The 24,913-nt window shown below is 65.5% G+C and carries 24 protein-coding genes; 14 read left to right on the forward strand and 10 right to left on the reverse strand.

Annotation, left to right across the window (positions count from 1 at the left end; genetic code table 11):
• Positions 1-90 precede the first annotated feature (90 nt).
• A complete protein-coding gene (locus tag LDH74_RS12130) occupies positions 91-642 on the reverse strand; it encodes a hypothetical protein (RefSeq protein WP_226038987.1) in 552 nt (183 codons plus the stop codon).
• Between the two features lie 146 nt (positions 643-788).
• Here LDH74_RS12130 and LDH74_RS12135 point away from each other — a divergent pair, with 146 nt between their 5' ends.
• Positions 789-1,049 (forward strand): hypothetical protein, encoded by a 261-nt coding sequence (locus LDH74_RS12135; RefSeq protein ID WP_226038988.1) that lies wholly within the window; start codon positions 789-791, stop codon positions 1,047-1,049.
• Here LDH74_RS12135 and LDH74_RS12140 read toward each other — a convergent pair.
• Entirely contained in the window at positions 1,046-1,624 is a 579-nt protein-coding gene (locus tag LDH74_RS12140) for a hypothetical protein (RefSeq protein ID WP_226038989.1), read from the reverse strand. The genes LDH74_RS12135 and LDH74_RS12140 overlap by 4 nt on opposite strands.
• Before the next feature lie 228 nt (positions 1,625-1,852).
• On the opposite strand from LDH74_RS12140, the gene LDH74_RS12145 reads away from it, so the two are divergent.
• Both LDH74_RS12145 and LDH74_RS12150 read left to right on the forward strand, forming a co-directional pair.
• Positions 1,853-4,600 (forward strand): AAA domain-containing protein, encoded by a 2,748-nt coding sequence (locus LDH74_RS12145; RefSeq protein ID WP_226038990.1) that lies wholly within the window; start codon positions 1,853-1,855, stop codon positions 4,598-4,600.
• A 226-nt stretch (positions 4,601-4,826) separates the two neighbouring features.
• A complete protein-coding gene (locus LDH74_RS12150; protein ID WP_226038991.1) occupies positions 4,827-5,141 on the forward strand; it encodes a HalOD1 output domain-containing protein in 315 nt (104 codons plus the stop codon).
• Positions 5,142-5,228: 87 nt separating this feature from the next.
• Here the strand turns inward: LDH74_RS12150 and LDH74_RS12155 are convergent, their stop codons facing one another.
• Complete coding sequence (locus LDH74_RS12155) at positions 5,229-5,924, reverse strand: bacterio-opsin activator domain-containing protein (protein ID WP_226038992.1); 696 nt, start codon at positions 5,922-5,924, stop codon at positions 5,229-5,231.
• 185 nt (positions 5,925-6,109) lie between these two features.
• Here LDH74_RS12155 and LDH74_RS12160 point away from each other — a divergent pair, with 185 nt between their 5' ends.
• The gene (locus tag LDH74_RS12160; RefSeq protein ID WP_226038993.1) at positions 6,110-6,952 is read left to right on the forward strand and encodes a phosphatase PAP2 family protein; all 843 of its coding nucleotides are present in this window, start codon (positions 6,110-6,112) and stop codon (positions 6,950-6,952) included.
• 175 nt (positions 6,953-7,127) lie between these two features.
• Positions 7,128-8,297 (forward strand): zinc-dependent alcohol dehydrogenase, encoded by a 1,170-nt coding sequence (locus tag LDH74_RS12165; protein ID WP_226038994.1) that lies wholly within the window; start codon positions 7,128-7,130, stop codon positions 8,295-8,297.
• Positions 8,298-8,376: 79 nt separating this feature from the next.
• Here the strand turns inward: LDH74_RS12165 and LDH74_RS12170 are convergent, their stop codons facing one another.
• On the reverse strand, positions 8,377-8,574 hold the full coding sequence (locus tag LDH74_RS12170; RefSeq protein WP_226038995.1) for a hypothetical protein: 198 nt from the start codon (positions 8,572-8,574) through the stop codon (positions 8,377-8,379).
• A gap of 124 nt (positions 8,575-8,698) precedes the next feature.
• Here LDH74_RS12170 and LDH74_RS12175 point away from each other — a divergent pair, with 124 nt between their 5' ends.
• Positions 8,699-9,865, forward strand: a complete 1,167-nt coding sequence (locus LDH74_RS12175; RefSeq protein ID WP_226038996.1) for an ion channel — start codon at positions 8,699-8,701, stop codon at positions 9,863-9,865.
• Here the strand turns inward: LDH74_RS12175 and LDH74_RS12180 are convergent.
• Positions 9,829-10,830 (reverse strand): AIR synthase family protein, encoded by a 1,002-nt coding sequence (locus tag LDH74_RS12180; protein ID WP_226038997.1) that lies wholly within the window; start codon positions 10,828-10,830, stop codon positions 9,829-9,831. The two genes, LDH74_RS12175 and LDH74_RS12180, sit on opposite strands and share 37 nt — an antisense overlap.
• Before the next feature lie 91 nt (positions 10,831-10,921).
• Positions 10,922-11,608, reverse strand: coding sequence for a helix-turn-helix domain-containing protein (locus LDH74_RS12185; RefSeq protein ID WP_226038998.1), 687 nt, complete (start codon positions 11,606-11,608; stop codon positions 10,922-10,924).
• A 204-nt stretch (positions 11,609-11,812) separates the two neighbouring features.
• Between LDH74_RS12185 and LDH74_RS12190 the strand changes: the two genes are divergently transcribed.
• Positions 11,813-12,622: an alpha/beta hydrolase gene (locus LDH74_RS12190; protein ID WP_226038999.1), complete on the forward strand. Its 810-nt coding sequence runs from the start codon at positions 11,813-11,815 to the stop codon at positions 12,620-12,622.
• A 34-nt stretch (positions 12,623-12,656) separates the two neighbouring features.
• Here LDH74_RS12190 and LDH74_RS12195 read toward each other — a convergent pair whose 3' ends face one another.
• Positions 12,657-13,658: a TIGR04024 family LLM class F420-dependent oxidoreductase gene (locus tag LDH74_RS12195; protein WP_226039000.1), complete on the reverse strand. Its 1,002-nt coding sequence runs from the start codon at positions 13,656-13,658 to the stop codon at positions 12,657-12,659.
• 196 nt (positions 13,659-13,854) lie between these two features.
• On the opposite strand from LDH74_RS12195, the gene LDH74_RS12200 reads away from it, so the two are divergent.
• Positions 13,855-15,012, forward strand: coding sequence for an MFS transporter (locus tag LDH74_RS12200; protein WP_226039001.1), 1,158 nt, complete (start codon positions 13,855-13,857; stop codon positions 15,010-15,012).
• Between the two features lie 243 nt (positions 15,013-15,255).
• Positions 15,256-15,660, forward strand: coding sequence for a carboxymuconolactone decarboxylase family protein (locus tag LDH74_RS12205; protein WP_226039002.1), 405 nt, complete (start codon positions 15,256-15,258; stop codon positions 15,658-15,660).
• Between the two features lie 337 nt (positions 15,661-15,997).
• Here LDH74_RS12205 and LDH74_RS12210 read toward each other — a convergent pair whose 3' ends face one another.
• A complete protein-coding gene (locus LDH74_RS12210; protein WP_226039003.1) occupies positions 15,998-16,774 on the reverse strand; it encodes a glucose 1-dehydrogenase in 777 nt (258 codons plus the stop codon).
• Positions 16,775-16,953: 179 nt separating this feature from the next.
• Between LDH74_RS12210 and LDH74_RS12215 the strand changes: the two genes are divergently transcribed.
• From LDH74_RS12215 to LDH74_RS12235, 5 genes are all read left to right on the forward strand, one after another.
• A complete protein-coding gene (locus LDH74_RS12215) occupies positions 16,954-18,156 on the forward strand; it encodes a lactate 2-monooxygenase (RefSeq protein WP_226039004.1) in 1,203 nt (400 codons plus the stop codon).
• Positions 18,153-18,932, forward strand: coding sequence for an HAD family hydrolase (locus tag LDH74_RS12220; RefSeq protein ID WP_226039005.1), 780 nt, complete (start codon positions 18,153-18,155; stop codon positions 18,930-18,932). The genes LDH74_RS12215 and LDH74_RS12220 overlap by 4 nt, the downstream gene beginning before the upstream one ends.
• Positions 18,933-19,190: 258 nt before the next feature.
• The gene (locus tag LDH74_RS12225) at positions 19,191-20,252 is read left to right on the forward strand and encodes a phosphotransferase family protein (protein ID WP_226039006.1); all 1,062 of its coding nucleotides are present in this window, start codon (positions 19,191-19,193) and stop codon (positions 20,250-20,252) included.
• A gap of 669 nt (positions 20,253-20,921) precedes the next feature.
• Entirely contained in the window at positions 20,922-22,874 is a 1,953-nt protein-coding gene (locus tag LDH74_RS12230; protein WP_226039007.1) for a 3-hydroxyacyl-CoA dehydrogenase NAD-binding domain-containing protein, read from the forward strand.
• Between the two features lies 1 nt (position 22,875).
• Positions 22,876-23,316 carry a PaaI family thioesterase gene (locus LDH74_RS12235; RefSeq protein WP_226039008.1) on the forward strand — a complete coding sequence of 147 codons (441 nt, stop codon included), beginning with the start codon at positions 22,876-22,878 and terminating at the stop codon, positions 23,314-23,316.
• 114 nt (positions 23,317-23,430) lie between these two features.
• On the opposite strand, the gene LDH74_RS12240 is transcribed toward LDH74_RS12235, so the two are convergent.
• Positions 23,431-23,955: a winged helix-turn-helix domain-containing protein gene (locus LDH74_RS12240; RefSeq protein ID WP_226039009.1), complete on the reverse strand. Its 525-nt coding sequence runs from the start codon at positions 23,953-23,955 to the stop codon at positions 23,431-23,433.
• A 30-nt stretch (positions 23,956-23,985) separates the two neighbouring features.
• Positions 23,986-24,840, reverse strand: a complete 855-nt coding sequence (locus tag LDH74_RS12245) for an alpha/beta hydrolase (RefSeq protein WP_226039010.1) — start codon at positions 24,838-24,840, stop codon at positions 23,986-23,988.
• Positions 24,841-24,913: the final 73 nt, after the last annotated feature.

A 24,913-nucleotide genomic window follows, 5' to 3' on the forward strand; every position in this document is an offset into this window, starting at 1 on the left:
GGCACTACCGTCGAAGCCCGATCCCAAAGAGTCACCGGACGCAGACGCAGGCGGCGACCATGACGGCCGCGGATGTCGGATTCCGCCCGCTCACATGAAGCCCCGATCGACCTCGTCGGTCTCGATCAGGTCCTCGAGTTCGCTGTTCAGCAACTCGTCGGCCTCGTCGAACCGGTCCGCGAGGTCCTCGAGTTCGTCGGGTCGGTCGTACTGGTCGTACGCCATCGGCCCGAACGCGGGGCTCTCCATGGCCCCCATCACGTCGTCGAAGAGGTCCTGCGGCCGGGTCGGCGCGTCCGCGTGCGTCTCGAGGACGGTCTCGAGGCGCTTCCCGACGGTTTCGGCCTGCTCCTCGTCTTCTGGCGGGGATTGCACTGCGAAGCGGCCGCCCGAATCCCGCTCGGGGAGGAACGATCCGATCTCGTCGTCGAGGTTTCGGGCGACCCGCGTCCCGACGCCGCGAACCTCGAAGGGATTCTTCGCGTACGTCTTCAGGAAGAAGACGCCGGCCCGTGGATGCGCGAGGTACATGTCTTCGCCGACGCCGCCGGCGCGGTCACCGGCGACGGCGCGCCAGTCCTCCGGATCGACGTTCCGTTCGGTGACGTCCTCGAGTACGTCCTGCCACTCGCGAATCCGCATACTCGACGAGAGAATCGCCGGCAGAATGAACGTATCGGTTCCACCGAAAGATGCCGCAGAGGGACTATCAGGGCCGCTAACGGCCGATCCGAACCAAAAAGAATACGAGTGGTCCCTCAAAGAGAGTGGTAACCGACGCTTTCCCTATGTCCGGCCGCCACTCACTCTCGTTCGTCGAACTGTTTCGCGCGACGCCAGCGAAGAGCGCGTTGTTGACGCTCGCACCGCTGGCGCTGGCGCTGGGCCAGTTATGGAATAGTTACGTCAACGGCGTCTCGCCGGTCATTTCGATCACCTTCGCCGTCGTCATGGTCAGCTTCTCCGTCGTCGCGATGGGCCACCACGCCGCCGAACACCGTATCCGCCGACTCGAGGCCGAGTACGGCCCGGATCGGGCGAAACTCTAGGTCCCAGCCCCGGACTCGGTCGTGACCGACCGCGCCTCGCGAGCCTCGTATACGTTGTACCCCGCCAGTCCGGCGATCAGCAGTCCGGCGGCGAGGGTACTCCAGAACAGGCCGCCGGTCATCCCGAACAGCGCGGCCGAGACGATCAGCCAGATCCCGAGAACCGCGATCAGTGACGCGATGGCGGTGCTGAGCGGAATGTCGTTCGTCAGTCGGTAGTAATTGTACCCCGCAGCAATGGAGATCACGAGTCCGACCAGCACGTCGTTCCACAGCGGTGCCGCCGCGGTCTCGAAGACGAGCACCGACAGCGCGACCCACGCGCCGAGGACGGCGACGAGCAGGCTGAGTACCGACGTCTTTCGCCGCCGTTCCTCGGTCGCGACCTGCGTCGACTCGTCGTACGGGGCTCGTCCGGCGGAGCGCTCACCGTCTCCGACACCGGTACCGGAGTCGATGTCGGCTGACGCCTCTTCCGCACGGTTGGTCGGCCCGTCGCCGGTTCCGGCCCCCGCGTCGGTCTCGGTGTCGGACCCGCCGCCCGTCCGACGGTCGTCGCCGTTGGGGTCAGTCATGGCAACGAGCCTTCGCGTCCCGCGCTCAAAAGCGGCCCGTCCGTTCCGCTCGTTCCCTTCCCGTCACTATCCGATTGATATCGAAGACGGACTCGAGTCCCAGTGGGAACGGTGGTAACATCGAATTACCGCCGCGTGAGATCGACGGTTCGTCGGATCGGGAGCGGGTGGTCGAGCGCGGTCCGACGACCGATAGCGTTTTTGATCGCTCGACCCTGATGGAACAGTGTGCACGTACGCGGAACCGTCGCGGGCGAGGTCGACGTGCGGTCGGTGTCCACGAGCTACGGCGAGAGCGAACTCGCGGAGGTGCCGCTCCGGCCGGCCGAGGACGCGTCGACCAGCGACGCGATCGACGACGAGACGCCACCCCCTCGAGGCGACGGCGGGACGGTGACCGTCGCGGACGGTCGCGAAACCACGACGGTGACCCTCTGGAACAAGTGGACCGAATCGGCCGAACTGCTCGAGCCGGGGATGGAACTCGTCGTCACGAACGCGAAAGAAGAGGAGTATCAGGGCGAGACGCAGTACGCGACGACCGGCGACTCCTACGTCGTCGTCGAGCCGTCCTTCCTCGTCAGCGTGACGTCGATCCGCAACTGGGTCCAGTGTCCCCGGCTGTATTATCTGAACAAGCTCTCCGGAGTGCCGCTGAACTACCCCGTCGTGAAGGGGACGCTCGTCCACGAGGTCTTCGGCGATCTGCTCCGCGGGCGCGACCTCGAGGAGTCGATCGACGCCCGCGTCGAGGAACGGGGTCTCCAGCTGGGGCTGCTCGGTGAAACGCCCGAGGCCGTCACCGAGGAGATTCGAGAGAACGCGAAAGCGATCGAGGGCTGGCTCGAGCAGGGCCGGCTGACCGACGACGACAGCTGGCGGTCGGAACAGTTGCTCATCAGCGAGACGTTCGGCATCCGTGGCCGAGCCGACGCCGTCCGCCGCGGTGCCCCGGTCGAACTCAAGACGGGGAAGAACCTCAAGAAGGAGCCGCGGTTCAAGGACAAGGTGCAGGCGGCCTGCTACGCGCTCCTGCTCGAGGAACACGGCGGCGACGTCGACATCGGAACGCTGCTCTACACGAAGAACTCGGCGCTGGATCGCAACGAGGAGACCGGCGATCTCACGCCCGCGAAGGAGTTCACGATGGGCGACGGTCTCCTGAAGTACGTCGTGCGCCTCCGCAACGAGATCGCGGCGAAGGAAGTGTCCGGCGATATTCCGACCGGCTACGAGGCCGACGCGAAGTGCGAGTACTGTTTCGAACAGGACACCTGCATGGTCGTCTCGGGTCGGCTCGATCAGGAATCCAAGGCCGGCCAGATCGGCCAGTCGCTGCCGGAGGAAGAACTCGAGTACTTCGACCGGTTCTACCACGCGATCGAGGAGGAGCGCCGGGAGGTCCACCGCGAGTACGCAAAGCTCTGGGAGCAGACGGCCGAGGAGCGAGCCGACGACGACCGCGCGCTGATCAATCTCGAGTTCGTCGAGAAGCGGCCGCTCGAGGAAGGCCGCTGGGAACTGCGCGCCGAACGGACCGGCGGCGCGACCTCGAAGCTCCGCGAGGGCGATCTGGTGCTCGCGAGCGACGGCCACCCGGTTCGCGGCGATTCGGAGCTAGCGTGGATCAAGCGGTTAGACGACGAAATCGTGCTCACGGCCGACGAGCCGGTCGAGGTGACGAGACTCGACGTCTACCCCTCCGAACTGACGACCGACCGGCTGCTCGTCGCGATGCACGACGCGCTCCTCAAAGGCAACGAACGGCGCAAGGACATTCTGTTCGGACGTACTGATCCCGAATTCGAAACCATCGATGAAACGTTCATCGACAACAACGAACGCCAGAACGAGGCCGTGGCGAAGGCGGTCGGCGCGGATGACTGCGCGCTGATCCACGGGCCGCCGGGCACCGGGAAGACCTACACCATCGCCCGCGCCATCCGCGCGATGGTCGAGCGCGGCGAGCGCGTCCTGCTGTCGGCCTTCACGAATCGGGCGGTGGACAACGCGCTCGAGGCCCTGCTCGAACAGTTGGACGACGTGATCGAGGAGGATCGCGTGGTTCGGGTCGGATCGGAGAGCGGGATCCGCGACGACATGGAGCCCTACCGCCTCGAGCGTTCGGGGAATCCCGAGGATCGCGTCGCGAAACTGCAGAACGCGCAGGTGGTGGCGGCGACGACGTCGACCTGCGGCTCGCGGATCATGAAAGAGCAGGCCTTCGACGTGGCGCTGGTCGACGAGGCCGCACAGCTCACCGAACCCGGAACCTGCGCGGCGATCAACCTGGCCGAACGGTTCGTGCTGGTCGGCGACCACGAGCAGCTCCCGCCCGTCGTTCGGGCCGAAAACGACCTCACCGAGTCGCTGTTCGAGCGGCTGGTCGACCTCCACCCCGAGGCCGGCGTCATGTTAACCCACCAGTACCGGATGAACCAGCGCATTCAGGTCTTCGCCTCGAACGAGTTCTACGACGGCCAGCTTCGACCCGCCACGCCCGAGGTCGCGGGACGGAATCTGGACGACCTCGAGGGCGTCTCCCGCGACGGGCTACCCGAGAGTCTGCGGGATCCGGTCTCGTTCGTCGACGTCGAAGGCGATCGGAGTCAGTACACCGACAGCGAGGAGGCCGAGCGGATCGCGGCCCTGATCGAGACCTACGAAGCGGCCGGCCTCGAGCGGACCGACATCGGCGTCATAGCCCCCTTCAGGGCGCAGGTCTCGGAGATCTCCAAGCACGTCCCCGACGACGTGGCCGTCGACACCGTCGACCGCTTCCAGGGCTCGAGCCAGGAGGTCATCATCGTCTCCTTTACCGCGACCGGCTCGCTCGAGGGGCCGATCTTCGAGGATTATCGGCGGATCAACGTCGCCCTGACCCGGCCGAAGCGCGCGCTGGTACTGGTCGGCGACTCGAGCGCGCTGGCGTCCGACCCGGTCTACGAGCGGATGCTCGAGTGGGCACGGCGCTGAGTCGGACTCGCGCCCGGAATCGCCGGCGTTCGGCCGATACGACTGCCGTCACTCGACCACCATCACTGCCGTTATTCGACCATCACCACAATCACCTCGTCGAGCGAGATCGTCACCCGACCGCGTGGTCGCCGCTCCGTCGATCGAAACGCAGACCTCGAGTTGTAGGGATGCAACCTAAACCGGTCGCGTGTCTCGAGGGAAACACGTCGCGTTGGTGAACTCTATGACAGGGAAGGACATAACTTCGGCTGCGGACTCGCCGGTGGAAGATCCCGAACGGGGATCGTTTACCGCGCGATACGACTGGACTGCCAACGACGACCCGTCGATATCGATCGTTCGGACGGTCGCGGCAGTGACGGGGACGGAACCGACGGAGATGCGACCGCTGTACGAGGTCGTCGATCCGGAGGCCATGAATCGGCTCCTCACCCGAGCGGGAGCCCGAACGCGACCGATACGACTCTCGTTTCGCTTCGAAAACTGTGCCGTCACCGTCCACGCGGACGGCCGCGTCATCGTGGCTCCGTGCGAGTGAAACGGAACCGGCACGACCATCGAGCGGACCGGAACGAGCATCGAGATCACCCGACGGGGCTCGATCTCGCTCCGTCTCGGTTCCGGGTTACGAACCCTCGAACACCATCGTCAGGAGTTTGCGCTCGGCGGCGTGAATGTGTTCGGAGAACGTCGGCGACGAGATGCCGAGTTCGGTCGCGACCGCTTCGCCCGAGCACTCGCGGGGCCAATCGTAGTATCCGGCCTCGAATGCGGCCTCGAGCACTTCGCGCTGTCGCTCCGTGAGCCTCGAGCGCAGTTCCCCACGGAACCCCGTTCGACTGAACGGGGTCCTGAGTTCCGTCGTTTCGCGCTTCGCGGCGAATTCCGCCTCCGGCACCCGCTCGAGGAACGCGTCGGTGATCGACACCGCATCGTATCGCCGCGGGACTTCGGCGACGATGCGGCCGGTTCCGCCGTCGCCTTGGACCTCCTGCGGGAGCGCCCCGAGTTCGGCGAGGATCACCGCGGGACACCCCTCAGAGGCGAGAAATTCGAGGAGTGCGTCGTTTTCACCGCCGCTGAGAAGCCGACTCTCAACGCTTTCGTGAGTCCGAGCGAGTTTGACGACCGCCGATGGATCACCGTCCGTGACCGTGAAAAACTCGGCGTACTCTCCGTCGCCGCGCGGAAGCATCTCCGCGAGTTCGATCCGACAGCCGACCTGTTCCGAAGCAGACACGAACGGATACGACGACTCGTCGATCGTGAACTCGAGCTCCCGCACCGAAGCCGAACGCTCGCCTCGTTGAATCTCTGTCATGGGGGATTAGAACCGCAGTGTCTCTCATGATGGCTCTATTTGGCAAACATCTTCTGGAAAAGACCGTCGCTATCTGCCCTCAATAAAGTCCTATTATGGTGAGCGAACGATCCGCTTGACGCATCGATGAGAGCGGGGCGTCAAAACGAACGTTTACATTTCGGACGGGTCACGTGAGAACCGAGATGCGACTCAGGGAGCAAAGCACCGTCGTCCGTGACGCCGTACCGACCGAATACGCGGAGGTCGTCGTGTTTATCACGGAACTCGGCGGGACGACGCTTCTCATGTTCCTACTCGCCGTGCTGTTTTGGTGCGCGGATCGCCGCCGGAGCGCGCTCGTGATCAGTTACGCGGTCGCCGGCCTGGCGCTATTGCTCTCGCTCAAGGCCGTCTTCGCGCTCCCGCGGCCGCCTGCGGACGCCATGTTGCTCCCGCTCGAGGGAGAGCGCGAGGGGTACGGCTTTCCGAGCGGGCACGCCTTCGCGGCGGCCGTCGTCTACGGCGGCCTCGTCTCGGCGTACGACCGACTGGGAGACTGGCAGGCGGTCACCGGTGCCGGCGTGCTGATCGTCGCCGTCTCACTATCACGGGTCGCTCTCGGCGTCCACTACCTCGGCGACGTGATCGTCGGTGCAGTCCTCGGAATCGCCTTCGTGGCGGTCATGAATCGCATCACGCGCGACGATCCGACGATCGGGTTCGCCATCGCGCTCGTCCTCGCCGTTCCCGCCGCTGCGGTCGCGGGAACGACGGACGCGCTGCTCGGACTCGGGGGCTCGATCGGCGGGCTGCTCGCCACGCGGCGACTCGAGGTCCTGCCGGCGCTGCGATCTCGACTCGAGGGCGTCGTCCTCACCGGTCTCGGCGGCGGATTCGTGGCCCTCATCACGAGTGTCGAACCCGTCGTTGCGACGGTCGAACCCCTGCTCGTCGTCCTCTACGCGATTCTCTTCGCCGGTATTGTTCTCGCCCCGGCCGCCGTCGGCCGACTCGAGGTCGGCGCGCTCGAGTCGCGGCGGGCGTAGGAGCGCTACTGGGACCGGTCGTTCGACCGCCGACCGGACACAGCGACGGTTGCAGACGCAGGGCCCACGTTTAGTGCCGCCTTGCATGTGGATTACGACCGGATTTGATAATGAGTGGGAGTAACAAGCGCGCGCCGACCGAGTCGAATCGACTCGAGGAACGGAGGGCGAACCGATGAGGGCGCTCACCTGGCACGGCGAACAGGACGTCCGTATCGACGACGTTCCCGAGCCGGAGATCGTCAATCCGGGGGACGCGATAATCGAGGTCACGGCGACCGCCATCTGCGGCTCCGACCTCCACCTCTACAACGGGTACATGCCCGGGATGCGAGAGGGCGACGTGCTCGGCCACGAGCCGATGGGCGAGGTGGTCGAGGTCGGCAGCGAGGTCGAGACCCTCGAGGCGGGCGACCGAGTCGTCGTTCCCTTCACGATCAGCTGCGGCTCGTGTTGGTTCTGCGACCACGACCTCTACTCCCTCTGTGACAACTCGAACCCGAACGCCGAGGTGGCGAGCGAGGTGATGGGCCACTCGCCGGCCGGCCTGCTCGGCTTCTCGCACATGCTGGGGGGCTACGCCGGCGGACAGGCGGAGTACCTGCGGGTCCCCTACGCCGACGTCGGCCCGATCAAAATCGACTCCGACCTGCCAGACGAACAGGTGCTCTTCCTCTCCGACATCTTCCCGACGGGATTCATGGCGGCCGAAAACGCCGAGATAGAGGAGAACGACACGGTCGCAGTCTGGGGCTGCGGGCCCGTCGGCCAGTTCGCCATCCAGAGCGCGTGGATGCTCGGTGCCGACCGCGTGATCGCCATCGACCGAATCCCGGAACGACTCGAGATGGCGCGGTCCCACGGCGACGCGGAGATCATCCACTTCGAGGAGGACGACGTCTACGATCGACTGATGTCGATGACCGGCAATCGCGGCCCGGACCGGTGCATCGACGCGGTCGGCACCGAGGCCCACGGCACGGGGGTCACGGGCCTCGCCGATCAGGTCAAACAGGAGGCGCACCTCGAGGACGACCGCCCGCACGTCCTCCGGCAGGCGATCAAGTGCTGCCGGAAGGGCGGCACGCTCTCGGTTCCCGGCGTCTACCTCGGCCGGTCGGACAACCTCCCCTTCGGCTCGGTGATGAACAAGGCGTTGACGATCAAGACCGGCCAGACCCACGTTCAGCGCTATCTGAATCCGCTACTCGAGAAGATCGAGGACGGCGAGATCGATCCTTCGTTCGTCATCAGTCATCAGGTCGGCCTCGAGAAGGGGCCGGAGATGTACGAGACGTTCAACAACAAGGACGACGACTGCATCAAGGTGGTGATGACGCCCTGAAACGGGATCGCGAGTGCGACCTCGTCGCGTCGCGACGCCGGCCGTCGGATCCGGCCGGTCGGCGGACACCCACAGCCGTCTACGCCGGCGAGTAGTCCACTCTCCCCTCGTCCTCGCTCATCCGGATCCAGTACAGGCGAGTGTAGGGCACGTGGATGAAGCTCTCGTCCTCGAGTCGGACCCGAACGCCCTGGACCTTTCCCGAGTCGGTAATGTGATCGGCGTCTACCTCCTCCGAGGCCGTTCCGTCGGGGGCCTCGTATGTGATCTTCGCCATGACTCTCGGAAGAAATCCCCGCCAATAAGTCCGTGCCAAGAATTCTCACAGTCCGGAATTCGCGCGCCCCGTCGGGCGGCGGACCCGACCGGGGGTTTACCGCCGCCGTCGGTGTGGAACCGCTATGTTCGAGGCGCTTCACCCGCGTCGACCCGGCGGTCGCGTCGCTGTCTGGATCGTCACCGCAATCGCGCTCACGTCGATCGCGACCGGCGTCGGCTCGATTCTCACTCGGCCGGCCCTCGAGACCGGCGGCACGCTCGGCGATCTCCAGGCCGTCGCGGAGTTCAGCGGGACCATCGTCGGCTTCGCCCTGCTCGTCACCGCCTGGGGAATGCGTCGGGGCTACCGGCTGGCGTACGTCACCGCCGTCCTCCTCGTCGCCCTGTCCGGGGCCCACGGTATCGTCCAGTTCAGAGCGGTGTCCGTCCCGCTCGTCGTCCTCTCGGTCGGCGGACTCGCCGTCCTCGTCGCCACGAGCGGGCGGTTCACGCGCTCGAGTAGCCTCGACGCGACGCAGATCGGTGCCCTCCTGTCTATCGTCGGCGTGCTCTGTTACGGAACCGCCGGGGCGTACGCGCTCAGAAGCGGGTTCGACGGGGTCACGACCGTCGTCGACGCGGTCTACTTCACCGCCGTGACCGCGAGCACGGTCGGCTACGGCGACGTCCACGCGAGCACCGAAGCGGCGCGTCTGTTCGCTATCTCGTTGGTCGTCCTCGGGCCGGCGACCCTGGCCGCCACGGTCGGCAGCCTGTTCGGCCCCGCGCTCGATACCCACCTCGCCCGAACCGGTCGCGAGGCAACGGCGCATCTCGGTTCCGACGCTGCCGTGGCCGGAGGCAAAGCGAAGCGTAGCGCGGAAATCGTCGTTCTCGGGTCCGACGAGACGATCGCACCGATCGTCGACACACTCGCGTCCCGCGCGTCGGTCGCGGTCGTGACGGGCGAGGAGCGCTCACGGCATTCGGACGGCGTCGACGTACTCATCGGTGACCCGACGGTCGACCGCACGCTCGAGCGGGCCGGCATCGAAACGTGCGATGCGGTACTCGTCTGTACCGCCGGGCTGCGAGACGCGGACGCGGTGATCGACTCTGCTCGGTCGCACACGGACGCCAGAATCGTGGCCTTCACGGGCGGTGGGGAACCCGTGTCCACCGAACGAATCGAGGCAGACGTCGTGGTCGACCCCGAAACCGTGCTGATCGAAGCGACCGTCGACGCGCTGCTCGGGACCGACGGGGTCGCGGGTCAGTCGTCCGCGTCGGCGGCCTCCCACAGCGGATAGAGATCGTCCTCGATCGGTTCGGTGATCGACTCATCGTCGAGGCGGAGTTCCGGCTCGCCGCCCTCGAGGTCCGTGACGGTCCCGATCTCGGCGGCCTCGACTCCTGCATCCGCGAGATCCTCGAGACAGTCGTCCAGTGCGTCCGCGGGGACGGTCGCGAGCAGCGCGCCGGAGCCGAAGATCCGCAGCGGGTCGACACCGGCTGCCTTGCACAGCGCCGCCGTCTCCTCGCGGATCGGGACCGCATCGCGATCGACCTCGAGTCGGACGCCCGAGGCGCGGGCCACCTCGAGCAGGCCGGCCGCGACCCCGCCCTCGGTGGGGTCGTGCATCGCCGTCGCGTACTCGCGGACGATCCGGGCCTCGGGAACCACGCTGACCTCTCCGAGAAACCCCTCGGCGCGCTCGCGGGTTTCGGAATCCACGCCGAGTTCGTCGCCGAAGTCGGCCGCGAGGATTGCCGTTCCCTCGATCCCCGCCGCTTTGGTGAGGAGAACGGCATCGCCGGGCTCCGCGCCGCCGGTCGGGACGAACCGATCGGTCGTTCCCATCGCCGTCAGGGAGAGCAGCGGCCGCTCGAGCTGGTCGACGTACTCGGAGTGGCCGCCGACGATCGACGCGCCGACCGCCCGTGCGGCGGCGTCGAGGTCGTGCGATATTTGCTCGAGGAGCGAGCCGTTAGCCCCGGCGGGAAGTAACACCACGGCCGTCAGCCAGCGCGGGTCGGCTCCCGAGACGGCGACGTCGTTGGTGGCGACGGAGACGCCGAGGGTGCCCACCTCGGCGGCGGCCAGGGAGATCGGATCGGAGCTGACGACGAGCGTCCCCTCGCCGTCGGGCCAGTCGATCGCGGCGGCGTCCTCGCCGTTCGCGGGGCCCTGTACTATCGTCTCGTCCGTCTCGGCCGCCCCCGTCCGCTCGAAGACGTGCGCGAGCAGGTCGTCCGGGCTCACCTTGCCGGGCATACCACGAACTGGGACGATGCACCGTTTGTAGCTGTCGAAGGATTCGTTTCTCGAGGGCGGGAATACTCGAGTCAGTCAGTCAGTCAGTCCGTTAGTCGGGAAGGGGTGGCCACGTCGTCGCGACCGTTTCCTCGATGAGCTGTCTGTGAGCGCGACGAAGTCGCTCCGATACCGAAGACGCAGAGATGTCTAACTCCGCCGCGATTTCTGCCAGGGACGTCCGTCGTGGAATGTCGAAATAGCCGCTCTCGTAGGCCGTTCTGAGCGCCTCTCGTTGGGGGTCGGAGAGTCCGTCACCGGGCGATTCGGACGCGCCATCGCGAGTGAGGCGATGCAACCGAAATCCGGCGTTCCGTCGCCAGAACGACGAAAATTCGTCGAACGCTGCTCGATCAGCGAACCAGCCCGACTGCCGCCATCCGTCCGGGTTCACTTCGATCCGTTCGATGGCGGCTTCGACGGCGGCGAGCGCCTCGAGTCCGGCGAGATCCTCGAGATGGTCACCGAGCTGTTCCGCTAAACTGAGTGCCGGTACCGCCTGATATCGCCGCGTCGAGCCGGCCTCTCCGATCAACGTCCACGCTTGGACATCGACGGCGTCCGTCAGGGCCTCCTCGATCGCCGGCCGAGAACCGCCCGTCACAGTGGCTAGAAACAGCGGTCGGTCACCGTGGTTGAACTGTAGCTTGATGAGAATCGTCGCCTCGGGTACCGCTCTCGCGACCTCGACGAGTGGCAGGGCCTCACACCGGATATCGAACTCCGCGACGAGTCCCATACTGTCTCGTTTTTCACATGTGCTAATGGGCGTGTCGAAAACGCTCGCTGAACCGCGCCCGTCCCGTCCGGAGCGAGGATCGCCGCCACCTGCCTTCAGCGTCGGCCCGGCGCGAATCGGGTCGATTCGCGTCCCCGCACTCATTTAAACGCCCCCATCACTGAGGGAACGGCTTAGCCCGATTCCTCCCGGACGTGGTGGTGCATGAAGACCACCCAGTCCGAAGCCGGCATCGAGGTCACGTCCGAACGCCGCGGTGATGGTCCGCCGCTGATCCTCCTTCACGGCGGAATGGCTCCCGCGGAATACTGGAGTCCAGTCGTACCACATCTGGACGGATATACCGCGGTCGTCCCGCAACGACCGGGATTCGGAACCTGCCTCGACGAGCCGACCGAGACCAGCGCCGACGACGTGCTGAATCGCGAAGTCGAGTACGTGCGAACGCTCGTCGACGGCGTCGACGGCGACCCGATTCTGTTCGGTCACTCCTTCGGCGCACTGACTGCGGTTGAAGCTGCAACGGAAGTAACAGTAGGGGCAGTCGTCGCGTACGAACCGGCAATCCTTCCCGACGACTACCGAGCGAAAGCCGATCTGGCAGACCGAATGCAGACGCTCATCGAGGCAGGTGAGCGGCGCGAGGCGGTGAAGCGATACATCGAGCACGTCCTCCACCCGGACGGGACTGATGACCTCGATGCGTGGTTAGCGGAGTGGCCGATCTGGCCGGAGTGTGTGGACCTCGCCGAAGCGGTCGTCCGGATGAACCGCGCTGTCGAGCAGTACCGACTTCCGAACTCTCTCGATGTTCCCGCCCCCGTACTCGTGTTGACCGGTACCGACGGACCCGATTTTCTTCGCGAAAGCGCCCGCGCCACCCACGAAGCGGTTCCGCACAGCCGCCTCGTCGAATTCGACGGTGTCAGCCACGGCGGCCCAACCGAAGCACCGGAACTGATCTCGGAAGAAGTCGACGCCTTCCTTCGTTCGAAGTCGATAGCGTTCCCGTAACCAACGTAGTTACGGGAGTGATTTCGGAATCCGCTCAGTTGTCGGGCGCGACCGCTTCCATCGTCTGTCGAACCTGCTCCTCGCTCGCGCCGCGCGGGAAGCTGACCGCGATAGCGTCGATGCCGTCCACGTCCTCGTAGCGCTCGAGTTGCTCGCGAACGGTCTCCGGATCGCCGGCCGCGCAGAGGTCGTCGAGGATGTGCTCGTCGACGAGCTCGAGAGCGCGCTCGCGGTCGCCGTCCTGCCACGAATCGTAAATCTCGGTCGCCTCGTCGTACCCCTGGCGCTCGAGAGCGTCGCGGTAGAACGTACCCATCCCGCCGACGTAGAAGCCGATGTGTTGGCGGACGAGCGCGCGGGCCTCGTCGGGGTCGTCCAGTGCACAGCAGGTGACGCCGGCGGTGACCTGCACGTCGTCTGGGTCCCGGTCGCCGAGTTCGGCACCGCGCTCGATGTCATCGATGCGGTCCGCCATCCCTTCGGGGGTGAGCATGATCCCGTGCCAACCGTCGGAGAACCGACCCGCCAGTTCGACTGCCTTGGGCCCCATTCCAGTGACCTCGACCGGCGGTTGCGTTTCCGGTGGATCACATCGAAGGCGGAACCCCGAGAGTTGGAAGTCGTCGCCGTCGTAGTTCACCGTCTCCCCCGACAGCACTTCTCGAACGATTTCGACGGTTTCGCGCGTCCGTTTGAGGGGGTTCCCGAACTCCACTCCGTGCCAGTTCTCGATCACGACGGGGCCGCTCGGGCCGAGCCCCAGGCGGAACCGGCCGTCGGAGAGCTCCTGTAGCGTCGCCGCCGTCTGTCCCAGCAGTGCCGGCGAGCGCGAGTAGGTGTTGAGGATGCTCGAGCCGATATCGATCGAGTCGGTGCGCTCGGCCATCGCCGTCAGGACGGTGACGCCGTCGCGACCCCACGTCTCCGGGAGCCAGGCGCAGTCGTACCCGCCGTCCTCGGCGGTCTGTGCGTAGTCGGCGATCGAGTCGATCGTCGGCTGTGCGGCCACCGGCAGGTGGACATCTCTGTCTGTCATCATCAACCACAGACGGAACGGTGCCTTTTGGGTGTATGGGAACCGGGGGCCCGAAGACTATCGTTTACGGCTCGGACTCGAACGCAGCCTGAGACTCGTATTGCGCGCACGTCGGGCCGATCCGGAGCGGCCGTCGAACCGCCACGGGCTCGTCCGGTTTCGGAACGTTTGAGAGCCGTTGTCGGAACTAGTGACTGTGACCCGCACGCGACTCTTCGCCTCTCTCTGTGGCCTCGTCTTTTTGCTCAACCTCGCCAGAGTCATCTTCGCACCGCTGCTGGACGTGTTTATCACCGAATTCGCGATCGGCGAGGCGACCGCCGGACTCATCGTGACGCTCGCGTGGGTCGGGAGCGCCTCGCTTCGTCTGCCGACCGGGTGGCTCCTCACGAAGGTCCCGAGACACCACATCGTCGTCGGGTCCGGGATGATTCTCGCCGCGTCCTCGGCGATCGCGGCGACAGCGGCGACGGTCCCACAGCTTATGGGCGGGGCCTTCCTCATGGGCATAGCCTCCGGGGTCTACTTCGTCTCGGCGAATCCGCTGTTGAGCGAACTGTTTCCCTCGCGCGTCGGTCATGTCATGGGAATCCACGGGGCCGCCAGCCAGATCGCCGCGGTGATCGCCGCCCCGTTCGTCGCGCTCACGCTCATCATCAACTGGCGGCTCTCGCTGTGGGCGATCGCCGTCGGCGCAGCAGTGGTGACGGCCGCCACGTGGCTCATCGCGAGGAACACCGAGATGCCGAGTGCGGGAGGGGCCGATCGCGACTTCGTCGCCGGTGCCCTCTCGGAGTGGCGGCTCATCGTCACGGCGCTGGCGATCGTCGGCGCACCCGTCTTCGTCTGGCAGGGCCTGTTCAACTTCTACGAACTGTACATGCAGACGAAGGGACTCTCCGATCAAATGGCCGGGATGATGCTCACGATCGTCTTCGCCGCCGGCGTTCCCGCGTTTTTCTTCGGCGGCGACCTGGCAGATCGGTTTCCGCAGGTTCCGTACCTGCTCGGAATCGTCGGCGCGTTCGCCGCGAGCCTCCTCGTACTGACGGCGGTCGAGAGCCTGTTCGCGCTGATCGCGGTCACCGCGGTCGTCGGCTTCGTCATTCACACGCTGTTCCCGGCGACGGATACGTACCTCCTCGATACGCTGCCGGATTCGACGCGGGCGAGCGCCTACGCCGTGTTCAGTTCGATCTGGATGCTAACGCAGGCGCTCGGTTCATCCGCCGTGGGCCTCTTCCTCGAGCGCGGCTACACCTACGACGCGGTGTTCAGCGGTGCCGCCCTCCTCCTCGGCGGCTCGATCGTCGTTCTCGTTCTCCTCGAGCGACGAGACAAACTTCCGAGTTGAACCGTCAACTGCGGCGACGTAGCCGCCGTTGACGGAAGCCGATATCGGGGTCCGCACGGATTCCCGCGATCACTACCACTCCAGTAGTTATCCAGACTGCCGATAAATATACGAGCCGTGCTATCAAATGACTGTGTGATAGTTTCATCTCCCCTCGAGGAGAAAGAGAGTGTGGGTTTCCGGTCGTCACCGGTGCGGTCAGTACTGTTCCGGACGACGAACGCGAAATCCGGAGAGGGGACAATGGTATCAACCGAAACACAGGCGGAGATAACGGAGTACCTCGGACAAGTTCCGAGCTGGATCGAGGCGCTGCCGGAGCCGGCCGCGGACCACAGCTGGGGGATCGTTCGAGACCTCGAGCTCGGAGAGACGGAGCTCGAGCAGCGAGAAAAGGCGCTCGTCGCCCTCGGCGCAGCGGCGGCGATTCAGTGTCCGTACTGCATCCGGTTCCACAGAGCGGAAGCGGAACTCGAGGGGGTGACGGACGCGGAGATGTCCGAAGCGATCGCCGTCACGAGCGGCGTGCGCTACTTCTCGACGGTGCTCCACGGGGCGGAGGTCGATCGCGACGAGTTTGCGACCGAGACCGCTGAAATCGCCGAGCACGTCGAGGAGCAGCAATCTGCGGCAGCGGGTGACGACTGAGACGGTCCGGTGTACCGATGTACCGGAGCAACCGCAGGTCGGTTCGCGGTTGCTCCGGAACTGACTGACAACAGTCCGTATGAGACGGACGACTGTCAGTCAGTTCCGGCGCGCCCGCACGGCGAGTCGCAGATGTGCTGGGACACAGTGACAGCAGACCGTCTGAACGGCCGGACAGCCGGTCACGATATGTTAATTACCGAACGACGGTTTCTTTCCCCGAACGACTATTTCCGTCACCGAACGACTATTTCCGTCACCGAACGGCGAGCGGATGACGCTCGAAGAGCGGTGCGGCCGCGTCGTGAACCGAGTCACTCGAGCGAAACGGGGAAGTTCAGACCTCGCGGTCTTCGCTGATCTGCGGGACGCCCTGGGCGGTGATCGTCTCGCCGACGATGTACGACGAGGCGGGGCTGGCGAGAAACTGGGTGAGGTCGGCGATCTCCTCGACGGTGCCGATTCGGCGCGCGACCTCCTCGCGGTCGATGTTGTCCGCGGAGACGCCCATCTGGCTCTCGACGCCCGGCGTGGCGACGAAGCCCGGCGCGATACAGTTGACGCGGACGTCGTCGTCGGCCCACTCGTAGGAGAGCGTCGTCGTCAGATTGATCACGGCGGCCTTGGCCGCGCCGTAGGGGCTCATCAGCGGCGAGCCGCGCTGGCCGGCGACGCTCGCGAGGTTGATCACCGAGCCGCCGCCGTCCTTGAGGTGCTCCGCGGCGGCGTGCGTGCAGTGATAGGTCCCGTTGATGTTGATGTCGACGATCGTCTTCCAGCCGTTCGGCGAAATCTCGTCGAACTGGGCCATAAAGGACGCGCCGGCGTTGTTGACCAGCACGTCCAGCCCGCCGAACTCCTCGACGGTGGCCTCGACGAGCGCATCGACGGCCTCGCGGTCGGTCACGTCGCACTCGACCGGCAGCGCCCGGCCGGGGCTGTCGCTCTCGTTGATTCCCTCGGCCACCGGATCGACGTTCTCCTGCTCGCGCGAGCAGACGACGACATCGACGCCGTCCGCGGCGAAGCGCTCCGCGATCGACTTCCCGATTCCGCTCGAGGAGCCCGTGATGATGGCGGTCTCGCCGTCGACGCTGAACTGGTCCGTACTCACGTGCGGTCACCTGCGACTGCGACTCGAATTCGATTCGTTACCATTGTTAGGTCCACTCGCCCATTCGCATCAACTGTTAATAAAGATGGGCATGGATACCGTACCGTTAAGTGAGTGGCAGGCACTGACATAGACGTTCACGCGACGGCGGCGGGACGGTCGCCGTCACGGACACGACCATGACATCAGACACCCCCGATTACGGACCGGATCGCCAGGCCGAGGTCTATCTCAGCGGAATGCTCGAGGACGAACGCCCCGAGTTTCCCGTCTCCTACGAGGACCTCGAGGAACGCGCCCGCGAGGAACTCAGCGAGGAGGCGTTCGCCTACGTCGCGGGCGGCGCGGGCTCGGAGTCGACGGTCGCCGCGAACGACCGCGCCTTCGACGCGTGGCAGATCGTCCCCCGAATCATGCGGGACATCTCCGAACGCGACCTCTCGGTCGAGCTCTTCGGCCGCGAGTACCCCGCGCCCGTCATGCTCGCGCCCATCGGCGTCCAGTCGATCCTCCACGAGGAGGCCGAACTGGCCGTCGCCCGCGCGGCGAGCGAGTTCGGAGTGCCGATGATCTGTAGCTCCGTTTCCTCGTACTCGATGGAGGAGGTCAGCGACGAACTCGGCGAGAGCCCGGGCTGGTTTCAGCTCTACTGGAGTTCCGATCGGGACGTGGCGGCCAGTTTCCTCGAGCGCGCCGAGGACGCGGGCTACGAGGCCGTCGTCGTCACGCTCGACACGCCCAAAATGGGGTGGCGGGAGCGCGACATCGAACTCGGCTACCTGCCCTTCCTCGAGGCGCAGGGCCTGAAAAACTACTTCGAGGATCCGGCCTTCCGCGAGCGACTCGAGGTGGATCCGCGGGACGACGAGGAGGCCGCGATCGCGTCCTGGCAGGCCTGCTTCGGCGACGCCTCGCTGACCTGGGACGACCTCGAGTGGCTTCAGGCCCAGACCGATTTGCCGATCGTCGTCAAGGGTGTCCTGCATCCCGACGACGCTCGCGAGGCGGTCGAACGCGGCGTCGACGGGATGGTCGTCTCGAACCACGGCGGCCGGCAGGTCGACGGCGCGATTCCGGCGCTGGACGCGCTACCGGACGTCGTCGACGCGGTCGCGGACGCGACCGCCGCCGACCGCGAGGTTCCCGTCCTCTTCGACAGCGGCATCCGGCGCGGGAGCGACGTGATCCGGGCGATCGCGCTCGGTGCCGACGCGGTCCTGCTGGGTCGACCCTACGCGCTCGGGCTCGGAATCGGCGGCGAGGACGGCGTCAGCGCCGTCCTCGAGAACCTGCTCGCCGATCTCGATCTGACGGTCGGGCTCTCGGGGTGTGCGAGTATCGACGAAATCGACCGGTCGACGATCCGGAGGGCCGAGCGATGAGCGAGGACGCGACGGAGGACGGCGACGCAACTGCATCCGCAGACGGCGAATGGGAGGCCGTCTTCTGGGACATCGGCGGCGTCATCCTCGCGCTCGATTCCGTCCAGGCCGCCCACGCCGAGTTCATCGCGGACGTGCTCGAGCGCCACGAGGTGGACGGGACGATCGAGGAGGCCATCGACACCTGGCGGTCGACCGTCGGGGACTACTTCCGCGAGCGCGACGGTACCGAGTTCCGGTCGGCTCGCGACGGCTACCACCGCGGCGTCGAGGCCATCGTCGGGGAGGAGATCCCGCGAGCGGACTGGCAGCCCCGATTCGACGAGGTCGTCCGCACGTCGATCGAGCCGATTCCAGGGGCCGTCGAAACGATCGAACGCCTCGCCGAGCGGGACCTCCACGTCGGCGTCATCAGCGACGTCGACGACGCGGAGGGTCGAGAGATGCTCGAGCGCTTCGGCGTCCGCGAGCAGTTCGATTCGATCACCACCTCCGAGGAAGTGGGGCGCACCAAACCCGATCCGGCTATGTTCGAGACCGCACTCAAAAAGGCCGGCGTCGACCCGGAACGGTCGCTGATGATCGGCGACCGATACGATCACGACGTGAAAGGGGCCGCCGACGCAGGGATGCACGGCGTCGCGTTCGGTGCCGACGACGGTCCGGCCGTCTCCTACCGGATCGAGACGCCGACGGACGTGCTCGAGATAGTCGATGGTGGCGCACACCCATCGGAAACTCGGGCGCAGTCCGGCGAGGACACGCGAGACGAGTGAAAAAAGCTCGGGTCGATCGCGTTCCCGACGAACGTCCGCGACGGTTCCGCTCGAGCGGCTACTTCCCGTCGGTTCCCAGTCACTATCCGCGCCCATAGGTAACTTCCACCACACAAACATTGTAAAATATGGTTCACGGCGTAACTATTTTCGTTAAGGGGAGACGTATTGGCATACGACAATGCCCACAGCGAATCACGAATCGACGGACGACATCGTATCGGCCGCCCGCGCCGACAGCACAGCCGAGTCGCTCCCATGAGCGAGAACTACTACGAGCGCCTCGTCGATGAGGACGCGCTGGTCGCGTATCTGGGAGAGCACCTCGGCGAGGTCGACGACTACGACATCGAGCGCCACCAGGAGGGGCACTCGAACGAGACACTGTTCGTCACCTGGGGCGACCGCGAGCTCGTTATCCGGCGGCCGCCGCCGGGCGAAACCGCCGACACGGCACACGACGTCCTTCGCGAGTACCGCGTGACGAACGCGGTCGCCGACACCGACGTTCCCGTGCCGACTCCGGTACTCGCCTGCGAAGACCACGACGTCATCGGCAGCGACTTCTACGTAATGGAGCAACTCGAGGGGGACGTCCTCCGCGAGGACGAGCCCGAACGGTTCGCCGAGCCGGACCAGCGCGCGCGGATCGGCGAAGAGCTCGTCGATACGCTGGCGACGATCCACGACCTGGACTACGAGGAAATCGGTCTCGGCGAGTTCGGCCGGCCAGCCGGCTACACCCAGCGACAGGTCGACCGCTGGGGTAAACAGCTCTCGTGGGCGTTCGAGGTCACCGAGGACGAGCGGAAAGTGCCCGACCTCCACGAGGTCGGCGACTGGCTCCGCGACAACGTTCCCGAAGAACACCCCCACACCCTCGTCCACGGCGACTACAAGCTCGACAACGTCATGTTCGGACCCGGGACGCCGCCGGAACTGATCGGCGTCTTCGACTGGGAGATGGCCACGCTCGGCGATCCGCGCGCCGATCTGGGCTGGATGCTCTCGTACTGGCGCGACGCGAAAGACCCCGAGCCGTCGATTCCCGAACTGACGACTCGCTTCATGGAGCGGGAGGGGTACTCGAGCCGAGCCGAACTGGTCGAGCGCTGGGAGGAGCTGACCGGCTACGAGTTCGAGCACGAGCGGTTCTACCGGACGCTGGCCGTCTACAAGCTGGCCGGCCTCGGCGAGATGTTCTTCCGGCGCTACCTCGAGGGGAACAGCGACGATCCGATGTACCCGCTGATGGAAGAGCGCGTGCCGGCGCTGGCCGCGCGCGCAAAGCGGATCATCGAGGGCGACGAACCGCTGTAGCGGAATCGATCCGCGATTTTCCGCCCGCAAGCGTGTGCCGGTCGAGTGGCGAACGAAATGACCGATGAATCGAACAGAACGGGTGTCGTACTCTTTGCTGCTGGCGTATCGAGAGTGAGCAGCGGCGCAGAACAGCTCTGAAGCGGCTGATTCACCCGATGGTCGTCGAACGAACTGTTCAGTAGTGGGTAAGTGGAACAGTGGAATGGAACAGTGGGTTACTGATGGGAGTGTGGGCGACGAAGCGTCCTGCTATCGTGGCAACAGGGAATCGCCACGCCCTCCCCAACCGATTCACTCGGTCATTCTTCCCTCGTTCATCCCTCGCACGGCGTTGCGTCGTGGTTCGCCATTGGCTCACCACGACACAGCGCGCGCCACCGTATGGCGACTGATCAGACTGCAGTGATTGATCGTTCCCCTGTACGTCCCATTCAGAGACTGACGAGGAACATTCGAGTCGGACGACTCGAGTCGATAGCGAAATCGAACTCGTCCCATCCCCGTCGCCCGCTAGTCGGCCGTCCGGTCGGAATAAACTCGAGTCTGGATTACCGACGTTTACTTCAAACTCGAGTCAGCGTTTGCGCGGTACAACGGCCGACAACGGGCTTAACATTGCTAAGTCGGTTCGGTGGTATTAAGACGATCCCGAGCAATCACACGACCATGTCACTGGACAGCATCGACCGCGTTGCAGTGCTAGGCGCGGGGAACATGGGGCACGGAATCACCGAAGTAACGGCCATGGCCGGCTACGATGTCACGATGCGGGACATCAAAGACGAGTTCGTCGAGGACGGCTACGAGTCGGTCAAGTGGAGCCTCGAGAAACTCGAGGAGAAGGAACTCATCGACGAGTCGGCCGACGAGGTCCTCTCGCGGATCGACATCACGACGGACCTCGAGGAGGCCGTCAGCGACGCCGACCTCGTGATCGAGGCCGCACCCGAGGACCTCGACCTGAAACACGACATCTTCACCGACTTAGAGGAGTACACCAGCGAGGACACGCTGCTGGCGACGAACACCTCGAGCCTGCCGATCTCGGACATCGCGGAGGCCGTCGACACGCCCGAGCGCGTGCTCGGCCTGCACTTCTTCAACCCGCCGGTGAAGATGGACCTCGTCGAGGTCATCTACGGCGAGGACACCAGCGACGAGGCCGCCGAAGCGGGCTACGAGTGGGTCGAGTCCATCGGCAAGACGCCGATCTACGTCCGCAAGGACGTCCGCGGCTTTGTCGTCAACACGATCGTCGGGCCGTTCGGCGACGAGTCCTCCTGGATGGTCTCGGAGGGCGAGGCCACGATCCGCGAGGTCGACGCGACGATGGTCCACGAACGGGGATACCCGATGGGGCCGTTCGAACTGGCCGACCTGAGCGGGATCGACATCGGCTACCACGTCCGCAAGGAAGCCGGTCAGCCGGTCCCGCCGATCATCGAGGAGAAAGTCGAAAACGACGAACTCGGCCAGAAGACCGGGAAGGGGTTCTACGATTACGAGGACGGCGACGGCGCGGACTACGAACCCGAAGATGCGGGCGACTTCGACTGGCTGCGCGTCGAAGCGCGCATGATCAACGCCGCCGCCTCCCTGGTCGGCGACGGCGTCGCCAAACCCGAGGAGGTCGACACCGGCGTCCAGCTCGGGCTGGGCTTCCCCGAGGGCATCTGCCGCCGCGCCGACAAGCTCGGCCTCGATACGGTCCTCGAGAAACTCGAGACCCTCCACGAAGAGACGGGCTCCGACCGCTTCGAGCCCCATCCCTACCTCGAGCAACTCGTCGAAGACGGCAAGACCGGCGAGGAAGCCGGTGCCGGCTTCTACGACTACGGCGACGACGAACTCGGACCCTTCCACGACCTGAACTACGAACTCGAGGACGGCGTTCTCTCCGTCGAACTCGACCGCCCGTCACGGATGAACGCGCTCTCGACGGACCTGCTCAACGAGATCGACGAGCTGTTCTCCTCGGTCGACACCGACGAGGTCCGATGTGCGACGATCGAGGGCGCGGGCGATCAGGCGTTCTGTGCCGGCGCGGACATCTCCGGCTTCAGCGACGCGAACCCGACCGACCTGATGGACGTGACGCCCGCCTTCGAGACGGTCAACGACTTCGAACGACCCGTCCTCGCGAAGATCGACGGCTTCTGTCTCGGCGGCGGCCTCGAGCTCGCGCTGGCCTGTGACCTGCGCGTCGCGACCGACCGCTCTTCCTTCGGTGCACCGGAGATCAACCTCGGCCTGATCCCCGGCGGCGGCGGCACGCAGCGGCTCACCCGCATTCTCGGCGAGACCCGCGCGAAAGAACTGGTCTTCCAAGGCAACCACATCGACGCCGACCGCGCCGAAGAATGGGGGCTCATCAACCGTTCAGTCGAGCGCGACGAGTTCGACGACACCGTCGAGGAGTTCGTCTCCGACCTCGCCGGCGGTCCGCCGATCGCCCTCAAGATCGCCAAGAAGGTCATGAACGAGGGCGAGGACGCGAGCATGGAAGCCGCCATCGCCATGGAGAGCCAGGGCTTCGGCCTGCTTTCCAGCACCGAGGACGTCCTCGAGGGCACCGCGGCGTTCGCCGAGGACCGCGAGCCCGAGTTCGAGGGCAAGTGAGATGACCGACGGGCCGTCGGACGCGTCGGGCTGGCCGGAGTGGGCGACGTTCGTCCAGCGACACGGCTACCTGTCGTGGCTCGACATCGAGGTCGAGTCCCTCGCGGACGGACGGGCGGTCCTCGCCATCGAACGGAACGAAGACTTCGAGAACCCCATCGGCGCCGACGGCCACGATCCGGTCCACGGCGGTATCGTCGCGACGTTGATCGACACCGCGAGCGCGTTCGCGCTCCGCACCACGTTCGAGAACCCGAGCGAGGCCTTTCTGACGACGACCGATCTCAGCGTCTCGTATCTTCGGCCGGCGACCGGCGACCTGCGAGCCGAAGCCGAAGTGCTCCGGGCCGGCGGCTCGACCGGCGTCACCGACGTCACCGTCGAGGGAGCGGACGGCGAGGCCGCTGTCGGTCGGACGACCTACCGGCTATTTCGGGACTAGCGGTCCCCCTCTCTTATACGAACTCCTGCCAGTCGGTGTCGGCGAACCCGCAGGACGGTCGCAGTTGTGTCGGGCGTGACAGCAATCCATCTCAAACGAGCCCGAACGGGACAGTCACCGCTCGTTGCGTTCGTCTCGGAGATCCTCGTAGATCCGCGGGTCGGTCTGGAACTTGAGGACGTTGTGAACCGCCGAGTTGCGGATGTTCGCGATGACGTCGCCGTATTCGGTGTAGCACTCGTGGATCCACTGGGAGACCTCCTGGCGGTCGCGGAACATCATCACGGTCTTCCACTGGTACTCCCCGTCCGAGAGGAAGAAGAACAGGGTGTGTTTGTCGGCCTTGACGTACTCCATAGCGTCGCGCCAGCTATCGGCGAAGTTCTCGGGATTGAACTTGAACTCGAACAGCGCGAAGATGTAGTACTCCTCGTTGGGAATGATCGCCTCGCGGAAGACACCCTCGTCGCGCATCCGTCGGATCGACTCACTGACGGTGACGTGGGAGACGTCGATGTCGTACTCCTCCTCGAGCACCTGCGTGAGTTCCCGAGAGGACAACTGTGGATCGTCCGAGAGTTCACAGAGGATCGCGATGTCGCGATCTTTGAAATCCCAGGTTGGTTGGTCACCACTCATACGTGCGTGAGTGTCGTAGCTGACATACTGTTACACTTCCGTTCCAGAGAGGAACTCGCGGAGGCGGTCGGCGTAGGCGTCGGATCGGTCCTCGGGCACCCAGTGATAGGCGTCAGACAGCGGCGCGAGGTCCGAATTCGCGATATCTTCGGCCAGTCGCTCGGCGTAGGCGTAGGGCTGCATCACGTCGTCTTCGCCCCACAGCAGTAACGTCTCCGCGGTGATCGCCTCGTAGTCGATCTCGGTCGTGTGGTTGGTGTTCGTCGCGACGGCGTCGCGGACCAGCGAGACGTGGCCCTCGTCGGTCAGCCACGGCGCTTTCATGCCGTCGACGAACTCGGGATCGGCCTCACCGTAGGCCCCTTCGACGAACGCCGAATCGAGGCGCCCCTCGAGTTCCTCGCGCTCGAGATCGGCCGTTGACGGAAGGCCCAGATTCGAGACAAACTCGACCGGCCAGGAATCGTAACAGACCGCGTTCGAGAGAACGAGCCGGTCGACCACGTCGGGATTGTGCGCCGCAAAGCGCAGGGCAACCCCGCCGCCGATGTCGTGGGCGACGAGCGCGATTCGATCGACGTCGAGGTCCGCGAGGAGGGCCTCGAGCATCTCTTCTTGTGCGCGAATCGAGCGGTCGAAGTCGTCGCTCATCGCGGAGTTGCCGTAGCCGACCATGTCGAGTGCGATCGTGCGTCGATCCTCGGCGACCGCCGGAACGATATCGCGCCAGAGGAACGACCAGGTCGGAATGCCGTGGACGAAGACGACCGGCGGTCCCTCGCTCTCGTCGGGACCGGCGTCGTGGTACGCCACCTCGAGATCCCGGCCATCGACCGAGATCGTCGTCGTCGACTGCTCGTCGCTCCAGGTCTCGTGATCGACCATCTATCGTCCCCCGTTCTGACGGCCGTCCGGTAGCGGACGGTTCACGTCGTTGGATTCGCGATACGGATCGTCG

The organism is Natrinema sp. DC36, from assembly GCF_020405225.1.
Taxonomy (GTDB): domain Archaea; phylum Halobacteriota; class Halobacteria; order Halobacteriales; family Natrialbaceae; genus Natrinema.

What these genes read in the sequence shown, in the direction of transcription:
- LDH74_RS12130 (WP_226038987.1), bottom strand. Translation starts at nt 642, where the DNA reads ATGCGGATTCGCGAGTGGCAGGACGTACTCGAGGACGTCACCGAACGG.
- LDH74_RS12135 (WP_226038988.1), top strand. Translation starts at nt 789, where the DNA reads ATGTCCGGCCGCCACTCACTCTCGTTCGTCGAACTGTTTCGCGCGACG.
- LDH74_RS12140 (WP_226038989.1), bottom strand. Translation starts at nt 1,624, where the DNA reads ATGACTGACCCCAACGGCGACGACCGTCGGACGGGCGGCGGGTCCGAC.
- LDH74_RS12150 (WP_226038991.1), top strand. Translation starts at nt 4,827, where the DNA reads ATGACAGGGAAGGACATAACTTCGGCTGCGGACTCGCCGGTGGAAGAT.
- LDH74_RS12155 (WP_226038992.1), bottom strand. Translation starts at nt 5,924, where the DNA reads ATGACAGAGATTCAACGAGGCGAGCGTTCGGCTTCGGTGCGGGAGCTC.
- LDH74_RS12160 (WP_226038993.1), top strand. Translation starts at nt 6,110, where the DNA reads ATGCGACTCAGGGAGCAAAGCACCGTCGTCCGTGACGCCGTACCGACC.
- LDH74_RS12165 (WP_226038994.1), top strand. Translation starts at nt 7,128, where the DNA reads ATGAGGGCGCTCACCTGGCACGGCGAACAGGACGTCCGTATCGACGAC.
- LDH74_RS12170 (WP_226038995.1), bottom strand. Translation starts at nt 8,574, where the DNA reads ATGGCGAAGATCACATACGAGGCCCCCGACGGAACGGCCTCGGAGGAG.
- LDH74_RS12175 (WP_226038996.1), top strand. Translation starts at nt 8,699, where the DNA reads ATGTTCGAGGCGCTTCACCCGCGTCGACCCGGCGGTCGCGTCGCTGTC.
- LDH74_RS12180 (WP_226038997.1), bottom strand. Translation starts at nt 10,830, where the DNA reads ATGCCCGGCAAGGTGAGCCCGGACGACCTGCTCGCGCACGTCTTCGAG.
- LDH74_RS12185 (WP_226038998.1), bottom strand. Translation starts at nt 11,608, where the DNA reads ATGGGACTCGTCGCGGAGTTCGATATCCGGTGTGAGGCCCTGCCACTC.
- LDH74_RS12190 (WP_226038999.1), top strand. Translation starts at nt 11,813, where the DNA reads ATGAAGACCACCCAGTCCGAAGCCGGCATCGAGGTCACGTCCGAACGC.
- LDH74_RS12195 (WP_226039000.1), bottom strand. Translation starts at nt 13,658, where the DNA reads ATGACAGACAGAGATGTCCACCTGCCGGTGGCCGCACAGCCGACGATC.
- LDH74_RS12205 (WP_226039002.1), top strand. Translation starts at nt 15,256, where the DNA reads ATGGTATCAACCGAAACACAGGCGGAGATAACGGAGTACCTCGGACAA.
- LDH74_RS12215 (WP_226039004.1), top strand. Translation starts at nt 16,954, where the DNA reads ATGACATCAGACACCCCCGATTACGGACCGGATCGCCAGGCCGAGGTC.
- LDH74_RS12220 (WP_226039005.1), top strand. Translation starts at nt 18,153, where the DNA reads ATGAGCGAGGACGCGACGGAGGACGGCGACGCAACTGCATCCGCAGAC.
- LDH74_RS12225 (WP_226039006.1), top strand. Translation starts at nt 19,191, where the DNA reads ATGAGCGAGAACTACTACGAGCGCCTCGTCGATGAGGACGCGCTGGTC.
- LDH74_RS12230 (WP_226039007.1), top strand. Translation starts at nt 20,922, where the DNA reads ATGTCACTGGACAGCATCGACCGCGTTGCAGTGCTAGGCGCGGGGAAC.
- LDH74_RS12235 (WP_226039008.1), top strand. Translation starts at nt 22,876, where the DNA reads ATGACCGACGGGCCGTCGGACGCGTCGGGCTGGCCGGAGTGGGCGACG.
- LDH74_RS12240 (WP_226039009.1), bottom strand. Translation starts at nt 23,955, where the DNA reads ATGAGTGGTGACCAACCAACCTGGGATTTCAAAGATCGCGACATCGCG.
- LDH74_RS12245 (WP_226039010.1), bottom strand. Translation starts at nt 24,840, where the DNA reads ATGGTCGATCACGAGACCTGGAGCGACGAGCAGTCGACGACGACGATC.